Raw genomic sequence first — 24,306 nt, 5'->3', positions numbered from 1 at the left:
TTATAACAAGGAAAACTCCCATACTAATTCAGGTGTTTAAAAACGCGTTGTTTAGGTGTATTTTTATGGTAATTAATACGCTTTAATTGTTATTTTTATCCAAAATAAATAATATGTTAGAGCTTGCAGGAATCATTATATTAGGGATACTTGCTCAATGGGTAGCTTGGCGTTTAAAATTACCTGCGATTTTACCTTTAATACTTATCGGCCTACTGGTTGGGCCATTTTCTACGCTTTATACTGCCGATGGATCTAAGATAATTGAACCGATTTGGAATGGGGAAAAAGGACTATTCCCGGGCGAAAGTTTATATTACTTTGTCTCTCTTGCGATAAGTATTATACTTTTTGAAGGCGGACTAACCCTTAAGCGTTCTGAAATAAAAAGCATTGGTCCGGTGATTACTAAATTAATCACTTTAGGAAGCGTAACTACATTTTTTGGGGCAGCATTAGCAGCATATTTTCTATTTGGTCTTTCATGGCAGTTGTGTTTTTTATTCTCTGCTTTAATTATTGTAACAGGCCCGACAGTTATTACCCCAATTCTGAGAAACATTCCGCTTAAAAAAGATGTATCTGCAATTTTGAAATGGGAAGGTATTCTTATCGACCCTATCGGGGCATTGGCAGCAGTTTTGGTATATGAATTTATAAGTGTAGGAGAGGGACAGGCATATACAATGACCGCTTTAATAGAGTTTGGTAAAATTTTATTATTCGGGTTTACATTTGGTTTTACATTTGCCCATGCGCTTACTTTTTTGATAAAAAAGAGTTTTATACCACATTACTTGCTAAATGTAGTTACACTTTCTGTTGTGTTGGGAGTGTTCGTAATGTCTGATGTTTTTGCTCATGAATCTGGCTTATTGGCCGTTGTCGTAATGGGGATGGTCATGGGAAACACTAATTTGCCCAATATTAAAGAGCTGCTCTATTTCAAAGAATCTTTGAGCATTCTTCTAATTTCGATTTTGTTCATATTACTTGCAGCCAATATCAATATTGCTGAACTCGAATTAATATATACCTGGAAAACGGTAGTTTTATTCTTATCTATTGTATTGTTAATTCGGCCGCTTGGCGTTTTTCTTAGTTCTATAGGCTCCAATTTGAAACTTAATGAGAAACTATTTATTAGCTGGGTAGGCCCAAGAGGTATCGTTGCAGCGGGTATCGCCTCGCTATTTGGCTCTAAATTATTATCGAGAGGAGAACCAGGTGCTGAGTACATTACACCATTGGTGTTTATGATTGTTTTAGGCACGGTTTTATTAAACGCCACAACAGCTCGATTATTTGCAAAATTAGTAGGGGTCTTTCTTAATAAATCTGAAGGCATATTAATTTTAGGTGCATCAAAAGCCTCGAGGTTAATTGGTGCATATTTACATCAGAATGATAGGCATGTGGTATTAATAGACAATAATCAATCAAACATTGACAAGGCTAATAAATTAGGATTGGAAGCTATTTCTGCCAATATTTATTCTGATAGTTTGACAGATAATATAGAACTTAATGATATTGGATATTTAATGGCACTGACCGGTAACTCTGATATCAATAAATACGCCATCAACAAGTTTCAAGATATATTTGGCGAAAACGGTTCTTTTAGGTTGGTAGATGCAGATGAAATGGGAGACCCAGAAAACAATCCTAAAGAAGGTTTATTTTCCCATACAGATGATTTTATTAAACTAACCGAAGCATCTAGAAAGTTTCCGGCAATACATGAAATTGAACTTCATGATACGGAACATTACGAAGGGTTGATAGAAATTACCAAGGCCGATGCTGATATTGTTCCTTTATTTCTTAAAGATCCTGAAGGGGATATTGAAATTATTACTGCCTTCAGCAAAGATTTCACAGATATAAAGGAAGGCTATAAATTAGTCTATTTGGGTAAAATATTTCCTACTGAAAGTCAAGAAAAAGAAGGCGTTAAAGAAATTTCTTAATCGTTTAGTTTAAGTACGGCCATAAATGCCTCTTGTGGTATTTCTACATTACCAACTTGACGCATACGCTTTTTACCTTTCTTCTGTTTTTCTAAAAGTTTTCTTTTACGAGAGATATCACCACCATAACATTTAGCGGTTACATCTTTACGTAATGCTTTAATAGTCTCTCTAGAAATAATTTTAGAGCCTATAGCCGCTTGAATAGGAATATCGAATTGTTGTCTTGGTATAAGTTCTTTTAATTTTTCACACATTTTTTTACCAATGTTAGCAGCATTATCAGCATGTATCAATGCGGAAAGTGCATCTACCGTTTGTGCGTTTAATAATATATCTACACGCACCAATTTAGATTCTCTCATGCCAATTGGCGTGTAATCGAAAGAAGCATAGCCTTTAGATACCGTTTTTAGGCGGTCATAGAAGTCAAAAACAATTTCTGCCAATGGCATATCAAAGTTAAGCTCAACACGCTCTGTAGTCAAATAGGTTTGATTCGTGATCTGTCCTCTTTTTTCAATACAAAGTGACATAACGTTACCTACGAAATCAGCTTTAGTAATTATAGTAGCTTTAATATAAGGTTCCTCAACACGGTCTATGGTTGATGGGTCTGGCAAATCGGTCGGATTATTCACAATCATTGGAACCTGTGGGTCCTTACGAGTAAAGGCATGGTAGCTAACGTTAGGTACCGTAGTAATTACGGTCATGTCAAACTCACGCTCTAAACGCTCTTGAATGATTTCCATGTGTAGCATCCCCAAGAATCCACAACGAAATCCGAAGCCTAGCGCAGCACTACTTTCTGCAGCAAAGACCAAAGACGCATCGTTCAATTGTAATTTCTCCATAGAAGACCGCAATTCTTCAAATTCTTCTGTGTCAACTGGGTAGATACCGGCAAAAACCATTGGTTTTACATCCTCAAAACCTGCAATAGGGTTGGTAGTTGGATGAGCGGAATCGGTAATCGTATCACCCACTTTCACTTCACGCGCGTCTTTAATACCTGTAATCAAGTACCCTACATCACCAGCCTTAACTTCCTTTTTGGGCTGTTGTGTTAATTTTAAAGTTCCTACCTCATCGGCAAAGTAACTTTTATCAGTTGCAACGAATTTTATTTTCTGACCTTTTTTAATTGAGCCGTTCACTACCCTAAAATAGGTTTCAACCCCTCTAAAAGGGTTATAAACAGAATCAAAGACAAGTGCCTGTAATGCTTCATCTGGGTTTCCTTTTGGAGGAGGAATACGCTCAATAATTGCACTTAAAATTTCTTCAATACCAATACCCGTTTTTGCACTTGCAGGTATAACATCTTCTGCCTTGCAGCCTAAAAGATCAACGATATCGTCGGTAACTTCTTCGGGGCTTGCACTTGGCAAATCCACTTTGTTTAAAACAGGTATAATCTCAAGATCATTCTCTAAAGCCAAGTAAAGGTTAGAAATGGTCTGTGCTTGTATACTTTGTGCCGCATCTACAACCAATAATGCACCTTCACAAGCCGCAATAGATCTAGAAACTTCATATGAAAAATCTACGTGACCAGGAGTGTCAATAAGGTTTAGAATATATTGTTCACCCTTATAGGTGTAGTCCATTTGTATGGCGTGACTTTTTATAGTGATACCACGCTCTCTTTCAAGATCCATACTATCTAACAATTGCTCCTTTTTCTCTCGATCGGTAACCGAACCGGTAAACTCTAACAGTCGGTCGGCCAAGGTACTTTTACCATGGTCAATATGCGCAATAATGCAGAAATTTCTAATGTTTTTCATAGCGGTAACGGTAATAATAGTACAATTTTAAACCAAGAATAGTACTCGGCTTTAAAGAGCAATTGCAAATATAATCTAATTTATAGCGCTAAGCTTGAGTGTAATCGCCAATTTATAGATGTTATCTTTTCTTTGGATTACATAATTTGTAAAGGTTTACAACGTTTTTTTAATTAGATTTGAAATTCAACCAAAGCTACTATTGAAACTACTATTTGCGATTTTAATCTTAACCTTAGGTATCTCAGATTGTGTGTTTAGTCAAACCTATGAATTAAAAGGAGAGGTTAAAGATCAATTTCAAGAACCTGTTGCCTTTGCTTCTGTTTTTCTTTTGAATGTGACCGATTCCACTTTGGTTAAGGGAACTTCTGCAGATGAGAACGGAATATTTTCAATTACAAACATCTCAGAGGGGCTCTATTTTTTGAAAGCATCTTATGTAGGGCAGATGTCAAATAATCTTGCAATAGAGATTTTAAAAGACACAAAAATTGGCGCTGTAATTATAGAGCAACAAGCAGAGGAACTTAATGAGGTTACCGTAACAAGCAACAGACCTGTAGTAGAACGTAAGGTAGACCGCATTGTTTTTAATGTTGAAAATACGGTAATTTCACAAAATAGCTCATGGGATATTCTGCGTCAGACACCAGGGGTAATTGTAATGAATGATGAATTACAAGTACGAAATCAAGCGACTACCGTTTATGTTAACAATCGAAAAGTACAATTATCATCAGAAGAGGTTCGAAATCTTTTAGAAAATTATCAAGGGGAAAATATAAAATCGGTAGAGGTTATCTATAACCCTCCAGCGAGTTACGATGCCGAAGGGGGATCAATTTTAAATATCATTACCAGCAAAAACGTATCTCTTGGGTATAAAGGAAACATCAGTGCAGGGTATACCCAAGGCGTTTTCCCTAAATATAATTTTGGCACGTCTCATTTTTACAAGACTAATAAACTTAATGTGAATGCGAGCTACAACTTTGCTCCAAAAAAGGAATTTAAAAATACATTGAGTAATACTAATTATATTAATGATACAGGTGTCTTTTCTATTTGGGATACTGATTTTGACCAAATAATTCGAAGTAATACGCATAGCGCAGGCCTTGTTATAGATTATGATTTCGATGACAAAAATAGCCTTAGCCTAACCTCTAACGCACAACTACAACCCAAAAGAGAGTCCGACTTTTTTCAGAATACCACCATTAAAAATGGTTCGGGGGTTATAGATTCTACATTTACTACAGGTAGTTATCTTAATGAAATAAAGAATAATATATCTGGAGATCTTACCTATAAACATAAATTTAAGGAAAGTGGAAATCTAAATATTAATACCCACTACACATACTTTGACCTTGATAGATCACAAGATGTGAACTCTAATTATTTTTTACCCAATGGGTCATTTATTCGTGATTTTAACTTCTCAACCAATGCGAATCAACAAATAGAAATTAAAACTGCTCAACTAGATTATAATGACAATTTGGGAAGCGTTTTTTTTGAAACAGGAGTTAAAGGGTCATTTATCAATTCTGAAAGTAAGTTAGACTATATTCTTCGAAATAATGGCCCAGAATTTATACCTAACTTATCTGATGATTATATCTACGATGAAAATGTATTTGCTGCATATTTTAGCTTTTCAAAAGATTGGGAGAAATGGAGCTTAAAAACGGGCTTACGAGCAGAGCAAACAGAAAGTTCAGGTATTTCAGCAAATGTTTCTACCATTAACAACCTTAGCTATTTTGAACTGTTTCCATCATTATATGTACTTCACAATATTAATGAACACCATAGCCTTTCTTTTGATTATTCTAGAAAATTAAAAAGACCTAGATATGAAGATTTAAATCCCTTTAGAACCTACATTAATGAACGAACCTTTGAAGAGGGCAACCCAAACCTAACTCCAAGTTTTAGTCATAATTTTAATTTAAACTATACGCTTAATCAAGAATACTTTTTTGATTTTTATTACCGGGATAATGGTAGGTATATCTCCACACTTACATTTCAAGACAATGAAAATTTAGTTTTAAGGGATATTACCCAAAACGTACTTGCAAGTACTTCCTTTGGTCTTGATTTTACCTATGGTAAGTCCATCACTAATAATTGGTACCTGTATAGTTATATTTCACTCTTTCATGAAGACGAAACATTTATTGCCTTACAAAGTGAAGCCTATTCTTTTAAGAATGAATTCAACGGAGCTTATTTAGATTTAACTAATTATTTTACCCTTTCTAACGACGGTACATTTAAAGGAGAATTGGGCTTTGTATATATGTCAGGCTATTTACAGGGGTCATATATTCAAGAACAATCTACCAATTTAACATTGGGGCTTAGAAAGTCGTTTATGAACAATAGAGCGGTAGTTAGTGTAAGCGCTAATGATCTTTTAGGAAAATACAATGCCTATGTTTCTTCTAAATATTTAAATCAAGACAACCGTTATTTAACTACACCAGAAACACAATACGTCAAGTTTGGGTTCACGTATAATTTCGGAAATTTCCGATTAGAGGACAACCAACGTGATATAGAAAAAAGCGAGCGTGAGCGTCTAGAAAATTAATAATTCATACACTGTCAAGGCATTTGAATTTTCCTTGTTAAATCTTTAACATTTCTTACAGAGTTTTCCGATTTACTTTCCTACTTTTAATTCCTACAACCAACTAAATGATTAGGAATTTCTTTACCACATTGCTTTTTAGCCTGATAGTTTCTCTTACCTACTCGCAAGATTTTGAAATTACCGGTTTGGTCTTAGATGAATACAAAAAGCCGATGGTATTGGTAAATGTTCTTTTATTGACGCAAGAGGGTGATTTTATAAAAGGCACAGTAACCAATGATAACGGCTTCTATCAGTTTTCGGGTATTAAAGAAGGTACATATCAGATTGTTGCTAGCTACATTGAAAACACGGTAGAAAGTCAGTTGATTCAAGTATCTAAAGAGACAGAAATTGAAACTCTTGTTTTGAATAGTGCACAGCAATTAGATGAGGTGGTGGTTACCCAAAAGAAACCAATTTTAGAACATATGGCAGACCGCCATGTGTTTAATATTGAAAATACCGCCCTTTCTGATAATGATATTTGGAGTGTTTTAAAACGCACACCGGGGGTCATGGTCATGAACAATAAATTGTTGGTTAATGGTAGCTCGAATGTGAATATCATGATTAATGGCAAACGAGTTAATTTGCCTGAAGAAGATATTATGAATTTGCTTTCTGGTAACTCGGCAGGCAATGTTGAATCTATAGAAGTGATTACTAGTCCGCCAGCAAAGTATAGCGCAGAAGGCGGTTTATTAATCAATATTAAAATGAAGAAAAATTTAGTCTCTGGCTATAATGGTTCTGTATTCAACCGATATACCCAGGGCGTTTTACCCAAACACACCTTGGGTATGGATCATTTCTTTAAAGGAAAGAAGTTAGATTTTTCTACGAATTACAGTTTTAGCCATAATAGAGATTGGACGAGATATACCGATATCACTAATTTTTTTAATAACGGCCAACCTAGTGAAACTTGGAGGGCAGAACAGAAATCTATTGTTAATAAAAAAAGTCACACCCTAAACTTATTTCTAGATATTCAATTAGATGAGAAGAATACAATAAGTCTAACTTCCAATAGTAGCTACTCCCCAAATGGCATCGATGATTATACGTCTGAAACTGAAATAGAAGACACGAACGGAGTAACCACAGCACTTTTAGCGGGCCTTAATATTTCTAACAAAGATGTTTTAAATACCGCGTATTATTTAGATTGGGTACATAAATTAAACGAAAAGGGAGCCGAGCTTTCTTTCAATACCCATTTCACGTATTATGATTACAGAATAAATCAAGAATTGAATAATGATTTTGTAGAAGGTGAATCTGAGTTTATTACAGAAGATACTTTTAATATTACATCAAATCAAATCATCAATCTGTATAGTGCACAAACCGACCTTACACAACCTTTCGGTGAGCATTCGACGATGGAGACAGGGTTAAGGTATGCGTCAATTAATTCTGAGGCAAGTATAGTTCAATCTGGTTTTGACCAAAATACAGAGAGAGTAGGTCTAACTGAATCAGGTATTTTTAATTATGATGAGAAAATTTATGCAGGATATATTAGTTTAAATAATAGCTGGGAAAATTGGAAATTAAACGTAGGCTTAAGAGCAGAATATACAGAAACCAAGGGCGAATTAAATACCGAATCGATAGCAAATACCAATTCATACATGAATTGGTTTCCTACAATGGCTTTATCTTATACAATCAATAAAAATGCATTTTATTTAAAATCATATCGACGAATCACAAGACCTAGATATAATACTATAAACCCCTTTCAATATTATTTATCGGCAAATTCTATTATAGAGGGTAACCCAAATTTGAAGCCAGCATATAGTGATTATGTGCAGTTCGATTATGTTTATGATAAAGCATATAAACTAGTCTTGTTTGCAGGCAAAAAATCTAATGAACAATCGCAACAAGTGTTTCAAGATAATACCACAAATATCATACGCACACAGTACATTAATCTAGAATCGAATAATTATTATGGTGTAGACGCAAGCGTTTCGAAAGATATTACCTCTTTTTGGAATTTGTTTTTATTGATAAGTCACTATTATGACAAGGACAGCTTCACAGATTTAAACTCCAACACCATTGTAGAAAACTCTATTTGGACCACACATACCCGAGCCACCAACAGCTTTACATTTTTAAATGACAAATCGTTATATGCAGATTTGACTTACATCCATTTTTCACCGAGAATTAGTGGAAACACAAAGTATGCTTCTTATGGTAAATTGGGCTTATCCTTAAGAAAAACCTTGTGGAACAAAGCAGCGAGTATTTCGTTGGCAGTAGAGGATATATTTAATGATGGAGGTATCAAAGGAACAAGAAATTATCTTGATCAAAGTAACAGCACATATTCAAGATGGGAAAATAGATTATTCATTGCAGGTTTCAGGTACAAATTCGGCAACACCAAAATAAGGGATAATTACAAGAGGAAAAACACCGAAGAGGGCAGACGTTTGTAGTGCTATTTTAGTCCATCATAGAGCCGCAAATACCAAGACTTATTAAGAGATATAGACTTCTGCCAATATCATAAATATTTCTTCTGCTTTGCGAACAGTATGCCTCCAATTTTTAAGGCATAGGCCATCACCAAAGCATTTAGATTACATGTTACCGGTATTAGATCATCAGGTTTAAAAATGGGAGATTGCTCTACTATTTTTTGTCGTACTTCCTTCAAGGTTATCCGAATATCAAAAGGAGATAAAACACCAATTATACACAACAACTACTCTTGCCATTCTGCAATAAATAAATTGGTATCTCTTGTTCCTCCATTATTTCGGTTGCTTGAAAAGGCCAAGTATTTACCGTTATTTGAAAACACCGGAAAGGCATCAAAGGTTTCACCATGCGTAACCCGCTCAAGGTTTTTACCATCAATATCTATAAAATATAGATTAAAAGGAAAACCCTTTTCAGCTTCAAAATTACTAGAAAACAGTATTTTTTTTCCTGACGGGTGAAAGAACGGACTCCAATTGGCATTTCCTAAAAAGGTCAGTTGCTTTAGGTCACTACCATCAGCATTGCAGATAAAAAGTTCCATATCAGTTGGCTCTACCAAACCTTCTGCTAATAAGTCTTTATATTTCTTAATGGCTTCTGGAGTTTTAGGCCTCGAAGCCCTAAAGATGAGTTTGGTGCCGTCTGGAGAAAAGAAAGCGCCACCATCATATCCTAATTCGTTTGTAATTTGTTTTACTTCAGTACCATCTAAATTCATGGTGTAAAGTTCCAAGTCACCACTTCTGGTTGAGGTGAATACAATTTTATCACCCTTTGGCGAAACTGTGGCCTCAGCATCATAACCTGGTTCTTTTGTAAGTTGAGAGGTTATATTACCCTCTAGGTCGGCCACGAAAATATCAAAGGAATCATATACAGGCCACACATAATTACCATTTTTACGCAAGGGCACTTCTGGGCATTCCTTATCTACTAAATGGGTAGACCCATACACAAAATGTTTATTGTCTGGAAGAAAATAGGCACATGTAGTACGTCCCATTCCAGTGCTAACCATGGGCGGTTTGGCATCCTTAAAGTTTTCATCAATGTTCATTAAGAACATTTGGTCGCAATTCAAATCCCATGAGGTATTGTTAGATTGGAAAATCATTTGCGTATCGTCCCAACTCCAATATGCTTCAGCATTATCGCCCCCGAATGTAATTTGCCGAATACTTTTAAAGTATTTTTCCTCAGGATAAATTAATGTGTCGTTACCAGCCATTAAGGAGGGTGTTTCAATAGCAACTTCTTTTTGTTTTTTTGGCTCATTTTTACAACTACCAACAATAAATAGAAGTAAAAGCAGGATAATAGTTCTCATAGGATGCTTAATTTTGAAAGAAATAAAATCAAAAATGGCTAAAAAAATTCTATTTCCGTTCATTTTATTTTTGTTACTGGGATGTAAACAAGATATGAAACCTCCATTAAGTATTGAGGATGATGTTGCTTTTTTAGCAAATGATATATTAAAGGGTAGGGAAACCGGAAGCCCAGGAGAAGAAGTTGCCGCAGAATATATTCAACAACGTTTTCAAGACATAGGCTTATCGCCAAAGGGAAATCTAGGCACCTATTTTCAAACCTTTACGTTTACTTCTAAAATAGACCCGCATGGCCAAGTGCAATTTGTAAATGGAGATAGTACTATTACAGGCACCAATGTCATTGGATTTTTGGATAATAATGCGGATAAAACCATAGTCATAGGGGCACATTATGACCACTTGGGAATGGGCGGTTCAGGCTCTTTATATACCGAAGGTGAGGCTGTTCACAATGGAGCAGATGATAATGCCAGTGGCGTTGCAATTCTTCTTCAATTGGCTTTAGAGGTACAAAAAGAAGACTATCAAGAAAATAACTTTCTATTTATAGCTTTTTCGGGAGAGGAAATGGGTTTGTTGGGCTCTAACTATTTTACCAAAAATGCGACCATCGATTTGTCAAAAGTCAATTATATGTTGAATTTGGATATGGTTGGCAGGTTACGGGAAAACAAAACATTGTCTATTACAGGAACAGGCACCAGCCCAATTTGGAATCAAGTATTGAATGCTACGAACACCGATTTTAAATTGGTGTTGGGTGAATCTGGTGTAGGGCCATCTGACCACACTTCCTTTTATCTTCAGAATATTCCTGTACTACATTTTTTTAGCGGCCAACATGAAGATTACCATAAGCCCAGTGATGATTCAGATAAGTTAAATTATCAAGGCATGCGACAGATTCAAGAATATATAGAAGCTGTAATTCTGGAGCTGAATAACAGTTCTAAATTGGCATTTCGGAAAACTAAAAATGAGAGCGAAGAAGTGCCGATGTTTAAAGTTGCATTGGGTGTTATGCCCGATTATCTTTTTGATGGAAAAGGAATGCGTATCGACGGCATCACAGACGATAGACCAGCAGCAATGGCAGGCCTCCAAAAAGGGGATGTTGTTATTCAATTAGGCGATAGTCTTGTAACAGATATGATGAGTTATATGCGCGCACTTTCTAGTTTTGAAAAAGGAAACACCACAAAAGTTATTGTAGACCGTAAAGGCGAAAAAATAAACGCTGAAATCACATTCTAGAAACACGTCATTGCAAGCAAATAGTTTAACGATGTTTAGCAACCAGGCTTAGTCGAATACCATAAGAAAACGTCTTTGTGATGAGCCTTGTTCAAAATTTAAAATCTAAGCACAAGAACCAAAGGCAACGAAGCAATCTGCTAACTAAAGGTTCCCTCGTTCTTACAGATTTTTTCAGCCCTTTAAACAACATTGAAACCTTAAACATTTTGTTATCGTTGTTCGCAAAGTTGTTCTCATTTACCGTCTCGAATTTTTATATAACTTTGCATCCCAAAATTAAAAGAAGCCAGTGCCCAAAATAGGAGACATACAACTGCCTGATTTTCCGTTGCTTTTAGCACCTATGGAAGATGTGAGCGACCCACCATTTCGCGCCCTTTGTAAAGAGCTAGGCGCCGATGTAGTGTATACCGAATTTATATCTTCTGAAGGATTGATTCGTGATGCTGCAAAAAGCATTATGAAACTTGATATTTATGAGAAAGAACGCCCAGTAGGCATTCAAATTTTTGGCGCTAATTTAGAAAGTATGTTACAGTCTGTAGCGATTGTAGAGAAATCAAAACCAGATATTATCGATATCAATTTTGGTTGTCCGGTGAAAAAAGTAGTTTCTAAAGGTGCAGGTGCAGGAATATTGAAAGACATCGATTTAATGGTTACATTGACCAAGGCTATGGTCGAACACACCAAATTACCTATCACTGTAAAGACCCGCTTGGGTTGGGATGATGATTCTATACGAATAGTTGAGGTTGCAGAACGCTTACAAGATGTAGGGTGTAAGGCAATATCCATTCATGGGCGTACAAGAGCGCAAATGTATAAGGGCAACGCCGATTGGAATCCAATTAGAGAGGTAAAGAACAACCCAAGAATGCATATTCCTGTATTTGGTAACGGTGATGTAGATACGCCAGAAGCAGCCCTAAAAATGCGAGATGAATTCGGCTTGGATGGTGCTATGATTGGCCGTGCAAGTATCGGCTACCCTTGGATATTTAGAGAGATAAAACACTTTTTTGAAACAGGCACTCATTTGGCACCACCAACGATGGAGGAGCGTGTAGATGCTGCCCGTCGTCATTTACAGATGTCGATTGATTGGAAAGGTGAAATTTTAGGTGTTTTCGAAACTCGTAGACATTATACCAATTACTTTAAGGGTATTCCGAATTTTAAAGAGTATCGCATGAAAATGGTTACTAGCGATGATTCTGCATCAGTTTTCGCAGCCTTTGATGAGGTAATGGAAAAATTTGGAGATCATAATTTTACCTTGGCTTAAAGTTCAATCAATTTCTTGTTGATACGGCTGCTTGCAATTTTAGAAGCAATAATGCCCAACACAATAATTGTAGCAAGAACAATAGCAATATTGATGAATTCAAATTTTACAGGGTAAGCTAGAGAAGGGGTTATTTTTAACCAACCAAAAGCAAGTTGTGACCATACGATAAGCACACCAATAAGCACACCAATTAATCCGCCAAAACCTGTAACCAAAACTCCTTGTACGAAGTAAATACGGCGTAATTCTTTTATAGTCGTACCTAGGCTATAAAGTGTTTTTGAGTTCTGCTGCTTATCTAAAATCATCATGATAATTGCGCCGACCACATTAAAAAGGGCAATAATAAGCACGAGGGTAAAAATGAGATACGTAGCAACGTTCTCGGTATTCAACATTTTATAAAGTGTACTGTTTAGTTGCTGCCTGTTCTTTAATTCAACACCCGAACCTAAAATTGCCTGAATTTCTGAACGAACTGTACTAGGCTCAACCCCGTCGTCCATTTTAAAATTTATACCTGAAATCTGTAGCGAGTCTTTTTCTAACAATGCCTGCGTTAATCGTAAATCTGCAAATACGTATTTATTATCCAAATCGGCTTCTACGGCGTATACACCACCAATGACCATAGGAATTTGATTGTAAAGTGATGAAATACTTTGTTGCGATATAGAACCTTTACCAGGCTTAAACGCATATATCTGCATGGGACTTCTAAACTGATTGATGGTTACACCAAGAATATTTGCAATACCCAAACCTGATACTACCTGTGTATCATTAACCGTCCAATCGCCCATGTAAAGTGTGCTATCTACTGCGGTGACTTTGGTATAATTACTATCTATACCTTTTATGTAGGCAATATGATTTTTACCTTGGTGTTCTAAGGAAACCTTTTCCTCTAGTTCTTTGGAATAAAAAGCTAGTCCTTCTACAGCATGTAAACGTTGTTCTTGTTCGGGGGATAAGGTAAACGTCTTTCCGGCTACAGGTAAAGCTTTTAATTGTGGGTCAAAAGATTCGGTAAACGAAAGGCTAAAGGTTTTTAATCCGGCGAAGGCCGAAAGCACAATAAACAGTGCTGCAGAACCAATAACAATAACTAAAAAGGTGATAAAATTAATGATGTTAACCGCGTTCTGGGTACTTTTTGAACGTACATACCTTTTGGCGATATAGAGAGGAAAATTCAACCGATTAGGACTTTTTACGCTTAGGTAACAAATCTCTGTTCTCAATAGGGTTTTCCTCGCGTTTTAAAGACTTTTCTATATTCTCGATATAATCTAACGAATCGTCTAAATAGAACAGTAATTCTGGCACCCTACGCAATTGGTTTCTGGTACGTTGCGAAAGTTCATGCTTAATTAATGGCTGGTTCGATTTAATACCCTCCATCAATTCAGCTGCCTTATCGTTCGGAAAAATACTTAGGTAAATTTTCGCGATAGATAAATCTGTGGTCACTGCAACTTTAGACACAGATATAAGGGTATTACGAAGTCCGCCATCAATGGCAGCTTTTTGTAGAATGTCTACAATATCTTTTTGAATGACCCCAGCTATTTTACGTTGTCTTTGCGTTTCCATACTGCAAAAATACATATTAAAATGTATCTTAACCCCTATGTGATGCACTCTGAAGCAAATAAGGCATGAAAAAGATAGAACATTTAGGTATAGCGGTGAAAAACATGGAAGATTCCAATGTGCTTTTCGAGAAATTATTGGGAGTCGCACCCTATAAACAAGAAGAAGTTGCTTCAGAAGGGGTGAATACTTCCTTCTTTCAAAACGGACCTAATAAGATTGAATTACTGGCATCAACAGACCCAACCGGACCTATTGCCAAATTTTTAGAAAAGAAAGGTGAGGGCATACATCATGTAGCTTTTGAGGTGGATGATATTGTTGCAGAAATGGCACGACTAAAATCAGAAGGATTTACATTGCTGAATGAAAAGCCTAAAAAAGGGGCTGATAATAAATGGGTGGCCTTCATTCATCCAAAGACTGCAAATGGGGTATTGGTAGAGTTGTGCCAAGAAATTCGAGAGTAAGGTTTGATAATTTTATAGCCAGCTGTCATACTGAGCGCAGTCGAAGTTTCTTATGGGCGAGAATGATTATTTAGGCATGACCTAAACTGTCAATGAAACACTAGTGATAAGCAAGTAAACTATTCTACAACTATGCATAAAAATCTTGTGTCAGTTAAAAATAAGTAGTAATATTGCATCCGCAATTCGCGGGTTTTGTAACTGGTTTGAGCGCCAGTCTCTATCGATTTTAATCGAAACAAGAGTTTACAGAGCTTCAAGTATTGAATTATAACCGGTCCTATAGCTCAGCTGGTTAGAGCACCTGACTCATAATCAGGTGGTCCCTGGTTCGAGTCCAGGTGGGACCACTTAGTTTTCAAAGGGTTACAGAAATGTAACCCTTTTTTTATTTCTATTGTAACACAATTGTAACGCAAAGTGGTTTTTAAAGATCATTTGAAATATTAACCGCCGAGTTTTATTACACAACTTTTATTCATATTTAAATAGATGAAAATGTTGGTATTCGATAAGTTATTTTATCTGAGCTAATCTTTTTTCAATAAAATTTCTATCGTCATCATTGAATTTTGTTAGAGTATTAGGAACCCATGCTAACTCGGTAAAATCTTTTAAATTATTAATCATATCGTCAAATGTTTCTTCATGCCCATCGTAGGTGATATTTCTCATTGTACGATGTTTTTCTACAATTGACAAAGAACCTCTCCCTAAAATTGTACCAGTGTTGAAATGTTCAAAGTCTAAATCTTTATAAAAATCAACTAAATCCTTAGTCCTAAAAATAGAATCAAGTATGGGATATTCTATAATTTCTTTAAGTTCTATAAGTGAATATGGGTCATTAAGAAATTTATTGTAAAATTCTTGACCTTCTGCTATTAGAGTCCATCTAAAAGCACGGTATTTATTAATAAAAACCCAATCGTAAAGACTTTCCTTATTTTTAATACTATCATCGAAACCTAGCATATAATGGCTTTCATTAAGAAAAAAACGTTCAGCAAGAAAATATAATTGGAATACTTCAATATGTTTTGCTGAGAAAAGCGAATTAAATTTTTGTAAAAGAATAGAAAAAAATTCCTGACAGTGTTTTGTTTCAAATGTTGACAATTGGTATGCTAATCTTAAAGCATATTCATGACCATTACTTGAATCATTCTCTTCTAATAGATATTTTTTATTTTCATTTAAGATTGACCAAAATGCGTGCTCTGAATAATTCATAAATACTTTTGTAAAGATTAATTTAAATTTTATTGGGAATGTTAATATACCTATCCAAAGTCTTACCACTTACAAAACTCCCTATTTCCAAAATTTTGTTAGTTGGTCTATCATACATTACCTCAACCCAAAAATAAGATAGAGAATAAAGTACATATGTTATCCTTCCTTCTTTGACACTATCTACAAATCGACCTTTGGTAAAAACGGTGTCGTATTTATCATGGTCTGATAGTATATTGAAATCGTATATTCCCATAACAGATTGTTTGGTAACGTAAGAATCACCAGTCGCTTGTTGTTTGGTGTTTGTTAAGTTACCTTCTAAAGTTCTCAATATTAAAATTTGAGTCACCTCCCAATGTCCGACCACAATGTTTACAAACATTTGCATCAAATTTTACATACTCTGCACAAAAAGGACATTTTTTTGTGTCGCCTGTTCTTTGTCGTTTTACATTGTCATCATCCGATGAAAAAAATGTAATTAAAAGTCCAATGGGTCCAAGAAGTATACCCAGAACAAATCCCGCACAACCACTATTACCTTTACTATTGGCTATCATTGCTCCAACAATCCCTAAGCCAATCCAGATTACAACATAAATCATATTCCTATAAAATTTAAATTAAATTACCTTTTACGTCACAAAATTCATAATTAAACTGTCATTACTTTTTTTCGTCTTTGACTTCACTGTTCACGAATCTGACCCAATTGCACACAACGGATTTGTGCCTTGCGTTCGGTGTAAAATAGAATGTACTGATGTTTGAGGTTGGTAGAATGTTCATAGAAAGTAAATGTTGAGCCTTGTACGAATGCCACACTGACGCAAAACGCATGTTAGCTGTTGTGGCTTCAATTAACGTGGACTTTGTTCAATTTGTATGTCAATTATTTTATTTATTTCTTGTACTCTATAATTATGAACATCCATAGTATCAAGTGGCGACATCTTTGTCATGAGCTGAATATATTCTTTCATTTTTGGGTTAATTTCTTCATTAGTCGCTTTTTGAGAAACCTCACCCATTATTCCTTTTCGCACCGCATTATTAACCTCGTCCAATAGTTGAATTGCTTCTTGTTTATAAATTTTACTCGAGTCTACTTTAATTTCTGTTGGTTGGGTTGACACCTCTGGGGTTTTATTTTTTGATTCTTCTTGTTGGCCACAACCAATTAAAATCATTAATGCAATTGGTGTTAATAAGATGATTGTTTGTCTAAGCATATTGAACTGCATTTTCATAACATTTTATTTTAAATTGATTAGCTATATTTTGTGTAATTCACGCCAACGGTCTGTGTATGGTTAGTGGCGGATTATGAAGCCCTAAACTTTCGGTTAAGCACAAAATTTGTTAAATGCTTAACCTTGAATTTTAGCATAAAGCCGCCATTAACTATACACTTCTTTGTTATGGGCTTTTATTTATTCAATGTTTTGTGTCTTTCGGTGGGTTTGGGTCATTTCCCAGAAATCCACATCATTTTCTTTTTCGACCTATACAACAAAATCAAGAATAAGTTTATTATCGAACTGAGTTTTGATTTTTCTAGGTTCATCCATGTCTTTTTCATAATCTCAGTTACAAGGGCTCCTTTGCTGCATCAATGTCAGTTCCTTGTCGCTTGCTAGTTCCCTGTATTCGTCCAAGTCCCACCCCCAATCATTACCTACGCAAATCTTATAACCCCTGATGTTCTCACAACTACAATCCTCATCACCGCTTTTCGAGCAACCCAATGTCGCCACCAATAATACCAATGCTAATAGTATTTTTTTCATTCTCGTTTAGTTTGGTTAATATAGAAATTAACGAGAGTAATGTATTTTTAATGTGCTGGAATAAATATGATAATTATCATACTTATCTGAATTGAACAAATCAAATCTCCTTAGGAATATTACTGTACTTGTCCAAGGTTTCACCACCTACAAAACTTTTTATCCCTTTAATCTTGTTATCCTTTGCATTATAGGTAACCTCGACCCAGAACATTGAAACGGCATAAAGGGAATACTTTATTTTCCCCTTTGTAACGGTATCCACAAACTTACCTTTGGTGAATGCTATGTCATATTTGTAATGGTCGGATAATATGTTAAAATCGTAAATACCCATGTATTTTTACTTTGCAATATCCTTAAATAAAAATAATATTGTTTACGGTAAACCGTAAGGTCTATTAATTTATTTAATTCAACATTCTACCGAGTTCCTTCAAAAGATTCTAACATCATATCACATTTGAATAATTCAGTTTTAAGGCTATCCACTTCATTGGTTAGTGCTTCGGCTTCATTGCGTAAAGTATTGGCTTGTTGTCGTATGGTGTTGACCTCATCTTTTAACCGCATATTCTCTTTTTGCAATTCTAGGTTTTGATTGATGCAGCCAGTCAATAGGATAAGTAAAACTATTATTCGCATACTTGAAAAATACAAAACATTGCTTATTCTTCTTTTTTTTTTGAATATTCTGCCTGTTTGTATGTGCTTGTTATATGATTCTAGTTTTAAATTTAATTTATTAACAACACTAAAATAAGTTGGATTATAACCATAATTTTGGACAATGTCCAAAGTTGTGTTTAGAAATTATGATAAGATTGCAGTTCGTCAACTTTTAAAAGAAGTTGGAAAGGAAAGATATGAGTGTGCTTTAAAAGACCAAGGAATAGAGCAAAAACCTTTAGGGATGGATGGCTTCTTTGTAGAATTTGAAGTCGACACAAAGGATATTAACCTTTATTACAAATACCCCTCAAAGGTTACTTTATTTATTATGCCTGTTCTGGGTTATTGGGGTATTCCTTCCAAAAATTGGGAAATAGACCGAAAAGAGGAACATTAAAAAAGGATTAATTAATTTAGTCTTGAAAATACACTAGTCTAATCAAGGTGAATTAAGTAGAACAAATGATTTCTTTGTATGCTATATTTTACCTACTAAAGAATAATAAATAAAATGTTCGGATTTTTTAAGAATAAAAAGTCAATAGATGAAAAATCGATTAAAGATAAACTTGAAACAATTAAAAAGAAAAATGAGATAGTTCAAGTTAAATTGGAAAACATAGCGTCTAGTAATAATAGTGGAATTGATTTAGAAAAGAAGGGAGATATTGATGGCGCAATAGAAATTTACGAACAGAATATAAAAGTAAGAGGTGCAGCAACTCATGCATACGATAGATTAATGATTTTGTATAGAAAAAGAAAGGACTACGTAAATGAAGGCAGGGTGATTAAAATCGCAATAGAAGTATTTTCTAAAGAAAATGAAATGAGATTACAAATGGCATTGGGTAAAGCGAACAGTGAATCTAAAAAACAAGAAATACTCAACGCACATGAAAAATTTGAAAAAGTTCTTGGAGATAATGGTTGGTGGATTTATAATCCATATTTAGTCAATAAGTACCGGTCTAGACTTGAAAAAGTAGATTCTTTAATAAATAAATAAATAATACAGGTACAATACATTCCCTACTAATATCAATTATGTTCGTGGTTTCTAATTTTAAGATTAGTACATTATGAAAAATTATTTTGCCCTCATTGCTTGCTTATGTTTCTTTTCAACAACCTATGCTATAAATCTACCCAATACCCTAAAGCTTATTTCTAATGATAGTGTAATAGTTGACAATGTTGTTTATAGGTTATTCCCTACTGAAAACATGTGGACATTTATTAAGTTAAACACTCGTAATGGACAGATGTGGCAAGTTCAATTTGATGTAGGGGGTGATAATAGATTTGAAACATTTTTAAATGAATTTCCATTAGTACTAGAAGAATTTGAAGATAATGGCAGATTCACTTTGTACCCTACTCAAAACACATACAATTTTATTTTAGTGGATCAAATTGATGGTAGGCTTTGGCAGGCTCAATGGTCAATGAAATCAAAGAATAGGGGAATAATACCTATAAACTAATTTGAAATTTTTTATAAAATTTAAGATTTGATATTGGGATACAGTATTAAAAAAAATTAAAATGCGTTTTATAATTACAGTCTAGATTGAACGTTGTTAAATGTTGAAACACTTAATTTGAAGAACTACTTGCAGAAATATCTATTATTTTTTTAGATAAGTATTTATTGATGGGGAATGTGCGTAATAGTGCGCTTATACAATTGTTGGACATTACTTAAATGAAAAAGAAGCATTTTAAATACGATTCTGAATATTCTATAGGAATGTATTTAAACAAGTACCAATTCTTGCAACAAACAGAATTGGAATTATTTGCTAAAACTCAAAAAGTCTTTACGGAAGATACTCCATGTCATCTTTATTTTATTTTGAAAAGACCAAGACTTTCACTAGACAAAGACTACTTCGTTCAAGATCAAGATTTTTTTGAGTTCAAATACTACATACATGTTCAGGATGAGAAACACGAGAGGCTGTTTAGAATAGGGAAACCTTCTGATTCCAAAAACTTTATGTTGATGTGTGAATATCCGTATGACACATTTAAAATTACAGACAACGGTAAAATAAATGCAAACTTCAAACTAGCTGCTATACTTGACATCATACATTCAAAAAATTCTAAATCTGAGCCTTTACTAGATTATAAAGTGCTTTATGTTGGACAAGCTTTTGGGACTGATGGTAAGCGCACGGCGATAGATAGATTAGGTTCTCATTCTACGCTCCAAAAAATTTATTCAGAAGCAATGCAAAGAAACCCTGATTCTGAGATTTGGTTAATGCTTGCTCATTTCGAAGAACAGAGATTTGGGGCAATGAATGGAAAAATCATTATGCCTACTGAGAATCAAGAGGAGAATATTCAACGTTTTGCCGACTTTATGAATCCAAGTGGCTCGAAATTCTCTGAAGACCAAAAAATAAATTTTACAGAAGCTGCATTGATTCAAACATTTTTACCACGTTATAATAAGGAGTTTAAAGGAACATTTCCTAGCCCAAATCATAGTTCATATCAAGAATGCTATGAATTAGGAGTTAATGGAATTGTGGTTGAGTTAGACACTACAAATGTTGCCCGTTGGTTATACTCGGATCACCTACCAAGAAGACCAGAGGGGCAAATCGGCATTCAATATTGGCAATATGGTGAATTTCATTTCACAACTGATAAGGACAGGTTTAAAATGTTCAACAATGAATACTTTGAATAAAAACCCTATGCTCAACAAAACCTATGGGCAATAGCGACCTACAGGACTCTGCTGCTTATAGATAAACCATTATTTGTAAACTGAAAAACAACTATGAGTAAAGTTTCTAACCTTGATTTAAAAATTCAACTGACAAACGAATTTCTTCGAAATGGTGGATTACAATCAATTCGGGACAATCAATTACTTGAGGACTTAATCAATTTTAATAAAAACGACCTAAATACAGTTACGACAAGACTAAATGCATTTATGTCATCAATTCTTGGTAATCATATTACACCACCTTATTTTTCAGAAAGTCAAATATCAGAATACGAGTCTTTCCTCCAAAAAAGTAATTATTTTGACCAAATACAAATTGACAAGGAAGAGGAGTTCGATAAAGTTTATGAACTCCTAAAGGGGGTAAATCATATGCTTTTTAGAGGTCAAAGAGAATCGCGATGGAGGCTTTATAGCAAATTACAAAGATTTTGGATTTGGCATAAACTGTACGAAACGGAAAATAATTATTTAGATTTTCTACAAAAAATGGTTAAAGCTGGAAAAGCAAAATACCAAGATAAAATGGAAGAAATTTTAGAGGAAAATCATATGGACGCAATAAATGAAATTGCTATTCTTGGATTTTTACAACATCACGAGACACCTACTCCATTATTAGATTGGACTTATAGTTTTCAAAATTCACTTTTTTTTGGAACCGACAATATTGAGTCTAATGTTGGAATGAAAGAAATTGACAACTATTTTAGTGTTTATTATATTCAAGAAAAAGATTTTGGACAAGGTGGTATGAGAAAAATACTGGATGATAGTTTGAACCGACTTGGGACTGAATTGAAGTTAGCTTTTATGGAAAAACTCGCTGTTGATGAGGATGATTTCAAAAAAATGAAAGAACTTTTTGAGGAACGAAGCTTTTTTGACACAAACAGAATAAAAGGTTCAGGTCTTATAAAGCAATTGACAAGAATAGAAAACCTAGTCAATATTCCAGTAACTTATTTTAGTGACAGCGAATCAGATTCTCATCTTATTTTTTCACTTACAAATAGTGGTAATATCAAGAATCAAAAAGGAGTTTTCATTTGGAATGCCGATGTTTCAAAACCTCTTGAAATAAAAGGTAATGAATTGTATAACGAATCTCGGAGCAAAAGTGAACCAGAAGATTACCGATTTAGCGGTTGTTACAACATCAATAAAGAGCTGGCGCCTTACATTTTAGCTAAACTTGAAAAAGACGGAGTTACGAGGGAATTTATTTATCCCGATTCCGATTTGAATACATTGCATATTTATGAAGATTGTAAAAGAGCTACTACTAAATAGAAAAGACATAAAAAAGCTGTTCCGAAAATAAAGAGTTAATGAAAAAACACATCAGCTCTTAAGATAATCAAATTTTGAATTTATTTTTTTACAGTTCACAACATGATCTATTCATTTCATTGGACCTAGATACATAAGAGCGTTATTTTATCGGAGAATCAATACCCATTTCTTTATACACTGATATTAATTCCGTTAAAGTTTCAGATGATAGTCTTTCTAGTGGAAAAGGGGTGTCCGTAAATAAGGGCTGCTCAATCGGGGTTTCTAGTTCTACACTTTCTTTCGGTTTCCCATAGGCATACTCCAACAACAATTTAAGATGTGGAAAACTGTCTTTTGCCTTCGTTGCAATATGCTCGAACGCCTTTTCTTCACTTCCAAATATCGATTCTAAAGAGTTTATTGACAAAGTCCTTATCCTATCCTCATCTGCCTTGGGTTTTCTCCCCGCATAACCCTTGGTCGAATGACCGCCGTTAAATTTTCTACCATCCATATTTCAAAATTAATATTGTTTTAATTATTTAAAATTCTAGCTATAAAATACACTCATATTTAAGTTTTTTATACGGTGTAATTTATCATTGTCTTATCGGTAACTATTCCCACATTAACTAAGTGGGAATAGTTACCGTTTTCGTTATTTAGGAATCCTGGGGATTCATTACCGTTTTGCTTGAAAAGTAATTGTAATTTGTTATCAATTGCATTATAAAAATCTTTGCTGATGTTTTGACCTATTTGGTCTAAGTATCGAAAGTATGTTTGCTTTTTTTCATTAAAGGCATTGGGTCGTTTTTGATTTATGGCATTGTACCAAAATCTATCATTGGAGTATTTCTGCAATAGGTTCTCTTCCCTTTTATTAAGTTGCTTTAGTATTGGAGTAGGATTGATTATCAATACATTTTTTGCCGCAGTCAATAAATCTTTTTTCATTGCAAAATAGACATCCTCTTTTAACAGGTCACCAATATTATAGATGCCCAGTGCATTTATCTTTTTTGATTTTTTGGTACTTATCTCAAACCGAAGCGTCCTATTATCGCAGTAATTTGGAAATTGAAACCCTTTTGAATATAATTTCACCTTCAAGTAAGTGTCGACCTTACCTGTTTTCGGGTTAAAATTAATCGCTTTCTTGCTGTAGCGTAAATCGTCTTGTATAAACTGCTTTCTCGAATGGTATGAGTTAAAAGTTATCAATTCTTTGCTATAACCGTTTATTATGAAATTAACGCCATATTCTAAGTTGTTCACCTGATAATTACGAAGGTTTTCTATTTCAAATAGCCCTATAAACCCTAGAATGATTTGCATACTATTTGATAGCGTAAAATCATTTGCATTGTGTTTGTTGTTATTAAACCAATAATGTGGCTTAAAGCCTATTACAATACGTTTATTGCCCTCTTTTTCGTTCTTTGGCCAATGTGGCTCTAAACGGAAAGTAATGCCTTTAAATTCCTTTGTTTGTTTGTTGAAGATTTCTCCAGTTCTGTCATTTCTTTTCTTGTGATTTTCTTTAAAATACAACAAAGGATTATCCCACAAGCGTAAGACCTCCTTATGGTCTGTAATCCAAAACTGCAACCAATCGAGCATAATTTTTTCTTTTTGGTTATTGAAGTCATTAGCACCAAAAAACAGGGAAATATGTACTTTTCCCTGTTTCATAT

Annotated in this window: 22 protein-coding genes and 1 tRNA gene; 12 read left to right on the top strand and 11 right to left on the bottom strand. The window is 34.5% G+C overall.

All coding sequences use genetic code 11. The features are described 5' to 3' along the window. Nucleotides 1-113 precede the first annotated feature (113 nt). The gene (locus B5X55_RS05235; protein WP_079511542.1) at nt 114-1,973 is read left to right on the top strand and encodes a cation:proton antiporter; all 1,860 of its coding nucleotides are present in this window, start codon (nt 114-116) and stop codon (nt 1,971-1,973) included. On the opposite strand, the gene lepA is transcribed toward B5X55_RS05235, so the two are convergent. Continuing rightward, nucleotides 1,970-3,766: a translation elongation factor 4 gene (gene lepA, locus B5X55_RS05230; RefSeq protein WP_079511541.1), complete on the bottom strand. Its 1,797-nt coding sequence runs from the start codon at nt 3,764-3,766 to the stop codon at nt 1,970-1,972. The genes B5X55_RS05235 and lepA overlap by 4 nt on opposite strands. Before the next feature lie 202 nt (nt 3,767-3,968). Between lepA and B5X55_RS05225 the strand changes: the two genes are divergently transcribed. Further along, nucleotides 3,969-6,374, top strand: a complete 2,406-nt coding sequence (locus B5X55_RS05225; protein ID WP_079511540.1) for a TonB-dependent receptor — start codon at nt 3,969-3,971, stop codon at nt 6,372-6,374. A 107-nt stretch (nt 6,375-6,481) separates the two neighbouring features. Continuing rightward, complete coding sequence (locus B5X55_RS05220) at nt 6,482-8,881, top strand: outer membrane beta-barrel family protein (RefSeq protein WP_079511539.1); 2,400 nt, start codon at nt 6,482-6,484, stop codon at nt 8,879-8,881. Nucleotides 8,882-9,150: 269 nt separating this feature from the next. Here B5X55_RS05220 and B5X55_RS05210 read toward each other — a convergent pair whose 3' ends face one another. Next, nucleotides 9,151-10,257, bottom strand: a complete 1,107-nt coding sequence (locus tag B5X55_RS05210; protein WP_079511606.1) for a TolB family protein — start codon at nt 10,255-10,257, stop codon at nt 9,151-9,153. Between the two features lie 94 nt (nt 10,258-10,351). On the opposite strand from B5X55_RS05210, the gene B5X55_RS05205 reads away from it, so the two are divergent. Both B5X55_RS05205 and dusB read left to right on the top strand, forming a co-directional pair. Further along, nucleotides 10,352-11,518 (top strand): M28 family peptidase, encoded by a 1,167-nt coding sequence (locus tag B5X55_RS05205; RefSeq protein ID WP_234999671.1) that lies wholly within the window; start codon nt 10,352-10,354, stop codon nt 11,516-11,518. Between the two features lie 292 nt (nt 11,519-11,810). Then, on the top strand, nt 11,811-12,809 hold the full coding sequence (dusB, locus tag B5X55_RS05200; RefSeq protein WP_079511536.1) for a tRNA dihydrouridine synthase DusB: 999 nt from the start codon (nt 11,811-11,813) through the stop codon (nt 12,807-12,809). Here the strand turns inward: dusB and B5X55_RS05195 are convergent. Beyond that, on the bottom strand, nt 12,806-14,011 hold the full coding sequence (locus B5X55_RS05195) for an ABC transporter permease (protein WP_079511535.1): 1,206 nt from the start codon (nt 14,009-14,011) through the stop codon (nt 12,806-12,808). The two genes, dusB and B5X55_RS05195, sit on opposite strands and share 4 nt — an antisense overlap. A 4-nt stretch (nt 14,012-14,015) precedes the next feature. Next, nucleotides 14,016-14,408: a 30S ribosome-binding factor RbfA gene (gene rbfA, locus B5X55_RS05190; RefSeq protein ID WP_079511534.1), complete on the bottom strand. Its 393-nt coding sequence runs from the start codon at nt 14,406-14,408 to the stop codon at nt 14,016-14,018. Nucleotides 14,409-14,473: 65 nt separating this feature from the next. Between rbfA and mce the strand changes: the two genes are divergently transcribed. Both mce and B5X55_RS05180 read left to right on the top strand, forming a co-directional pair. Then, a complete protein-coding gene (mce, locus tag B5X55_RS05185) occupies nt 14,474-14,878 on the top strand; it encodes a methylmalonyl-CoA epimerase (protein WP_079511533.1) in 405 nt (134 codons plus the stop codon). Nucleotides 14,879-15,154: 276 nt separating this feature from the next. After that, a tRNA-Ile gene (locus B5X55_RS05180) sits at nt 15,155-15,228 on the top strand. A gap of 166 nt (nt 15,229-15,394) precedes the next feature. On the opposite strand, the gene B5X55_RS05175 is transcribed toward B5X55_RS05180, so the two are convergent. The 5 genes from B5X55_RS05175 to B5X55_RS18630 all read right to left on the bottom strand — a co-directional run bounded on the left by B5X55_RS05175 (nt 15,395) and on the right by B5X55_RS18630 (nt 18,552). Next, nucleotides 15,395-16,111 (bottom strand): hypothetical protein, encoded by a 717-nt coding sequence (locus B5X55_RS05175; protein ID WP_079511532.1) that lies wholly within the window; start codon nt 16,109-16,111, stop codon nt 15,395-15,397. Between the two features lie 22 nt (nt 16,112-16,133). Further along, nucleotides 16,134-16,499: a hypothetical protein gene (locus tag B5X55_RS05170; RefSeq protein WP_200811587.1), complete on the bottom strand. Its 366-nt coding sequence runs from the start codon at nt 16,497-16,499 to the stop codon at nt 16,134-16,136. A gap of 478 nt (nt 16,500-16,977) precedes the next feature. Further along, nucleotides 16,978-17,367, bottom strand: coding sequence for a hypothetical protein (locus tag B5X55_RS05160; protein WP_159447526.1), 390 nt, complete (start codon nt 17,365-17,367; stop codon nt 16,978-16,980). A gap of 640 nt (nt 17,368-18,007) precedes the next feature. After that, nucleotides 18,008-18,244, bottom strand: a complete 237-nt coding sequence (locus B5X55_RS05150; RefSeq protein ID WP_079511527.1) for a hypothetical protein — start codon at nt 18,242-18,244, stop codon at nt 18,008-18,010. A gap of 86 nt (nt 18,245-18,330) precedes the next feature. Beyond that, nucleotides 18,331-18,552, bottom strand: a complete 222-nt coding sequence (locus B5X55_RS18630) for a hypothetical protein (protein ID WP_143814408.1) — start codon at nt 18,550-18,552, stop codon at nt 18,331-18,333. 145 nt (nt 18,553-18,697) lie between these two features. Between B5X55_RS18630 and B5X55_RS05140 the strand changes: the two genes are divergently transcribed. The 5 genes from B5X55_RS05140 to B5X55_RS05120 all read left to right on the top strand — a co-directional run bounded on the left by B5X55_RS05140 (nt 18,698) and on the right by B5X55_RS05120 (nt 22,624). Beyond that, nucleotides 18,698-18,976: a hypothetical protein gene (locus tag B5X55_RS05140; protein WP_079511525.1), complete on the top strand. Its 279-nt coding sequence runs from the start codon at nt 18,698-18,700 to the stop codon at nt 18,974-18,976. A gap of 114 nt (nt 18,977-19,090) precedes the next feature. Next, nucleotides 19,091-19,588 carry a tetratricopeptide repeat protein gene (locus B5X55_RS05135; RefSeq protein WP_079511524.1) on the top strand — a complete coding sequence of 166 codons (498 nt, stop codon included), beginning with the start codon at nt 19,091-19,093 and terminating at the stop codon, nt 19,586-19,588. 73 nt (nt 19,589-19,661) lie between these two features. Beyond that, nucleotides 19,662-20,066, top strand: a complete 405-nt coding sequence (locus B5X55_RS05130; RefSeq protein ID WP_079511523.1) for a hypothetical protein — start codon at nt 19,662-19,664, stop codon at nt 20,064-20,066. A 221-nt stretch (nt 20,067-20,287) separates the two neighbouring features. Beyond that, nucleotides 20,288-21,286: a hypothetical protein gene (locus B5X55_RS05125; RefSeq protein WP_079511522.1), complete on the top strand. Its 999-nt coding sequence runs from the start codon at nt 20,288-20,290 to the stop codon at nt 21,284-21,286. A gap of 93 nt (nt 21,287-21,379) precedes the next feature. Beyond that, nucleotides 21,380-22,624, top strand: a complete 1,245-nt coding sequence (locus B5X55_RS05120) for an FRG domain-containing protein (RefSeq protein WP_079511521.1) — start codon at nt 21,380-21,382, stop codon at nt 22,622-22,624. A gap of 142 nt (nt 22,625-22,766) precedes the next feature. Here the strand turns inward: B5X55_RS05120 and B5X55_RS05115 are convergent, their stop codons facing one another. Beyond that, nucleotides 22,767-23,123: a hypothetical protein gene (locus B5X55_RS05115; protein WP_234999670.1), complete on the bottom strand. Its 357-nt coding sequence runs from the start codon at nt 23,121-23,123 to the stop codon at nt 22,767-22,769. Between the two features lie 68 nt (nt 23,124-23,191). Beyond that, nucleotides 23,192-24,304, bottom strand: a complete 1,113-nt coding sequence (locus tag B5X55_RS05110; RefSeq protein ID WP_079511520.1) for a hypothetical protein — start codon at nt 24,302-24,304, stop codon at nt 23,192-23,194. Nucleotides 24,305-24,306 lie beyond the last annotated feature (2 nt).

Origin of the sequence: Maribacter arcticus (assembly GCF_900167935.1) — a bacterium.
Taxonomy (GTDB): domain Bacteria; phylum Bacteroidota; class Bacteroidia; order Flavobacteriales; family Flavobacteriaceae; genus Maribacter; species Maribacter arcticus.
Note: the sequence above shows the minus strand (reverse complement) of the source record. Positions and strands in the feature narration are given on the sequence as shown.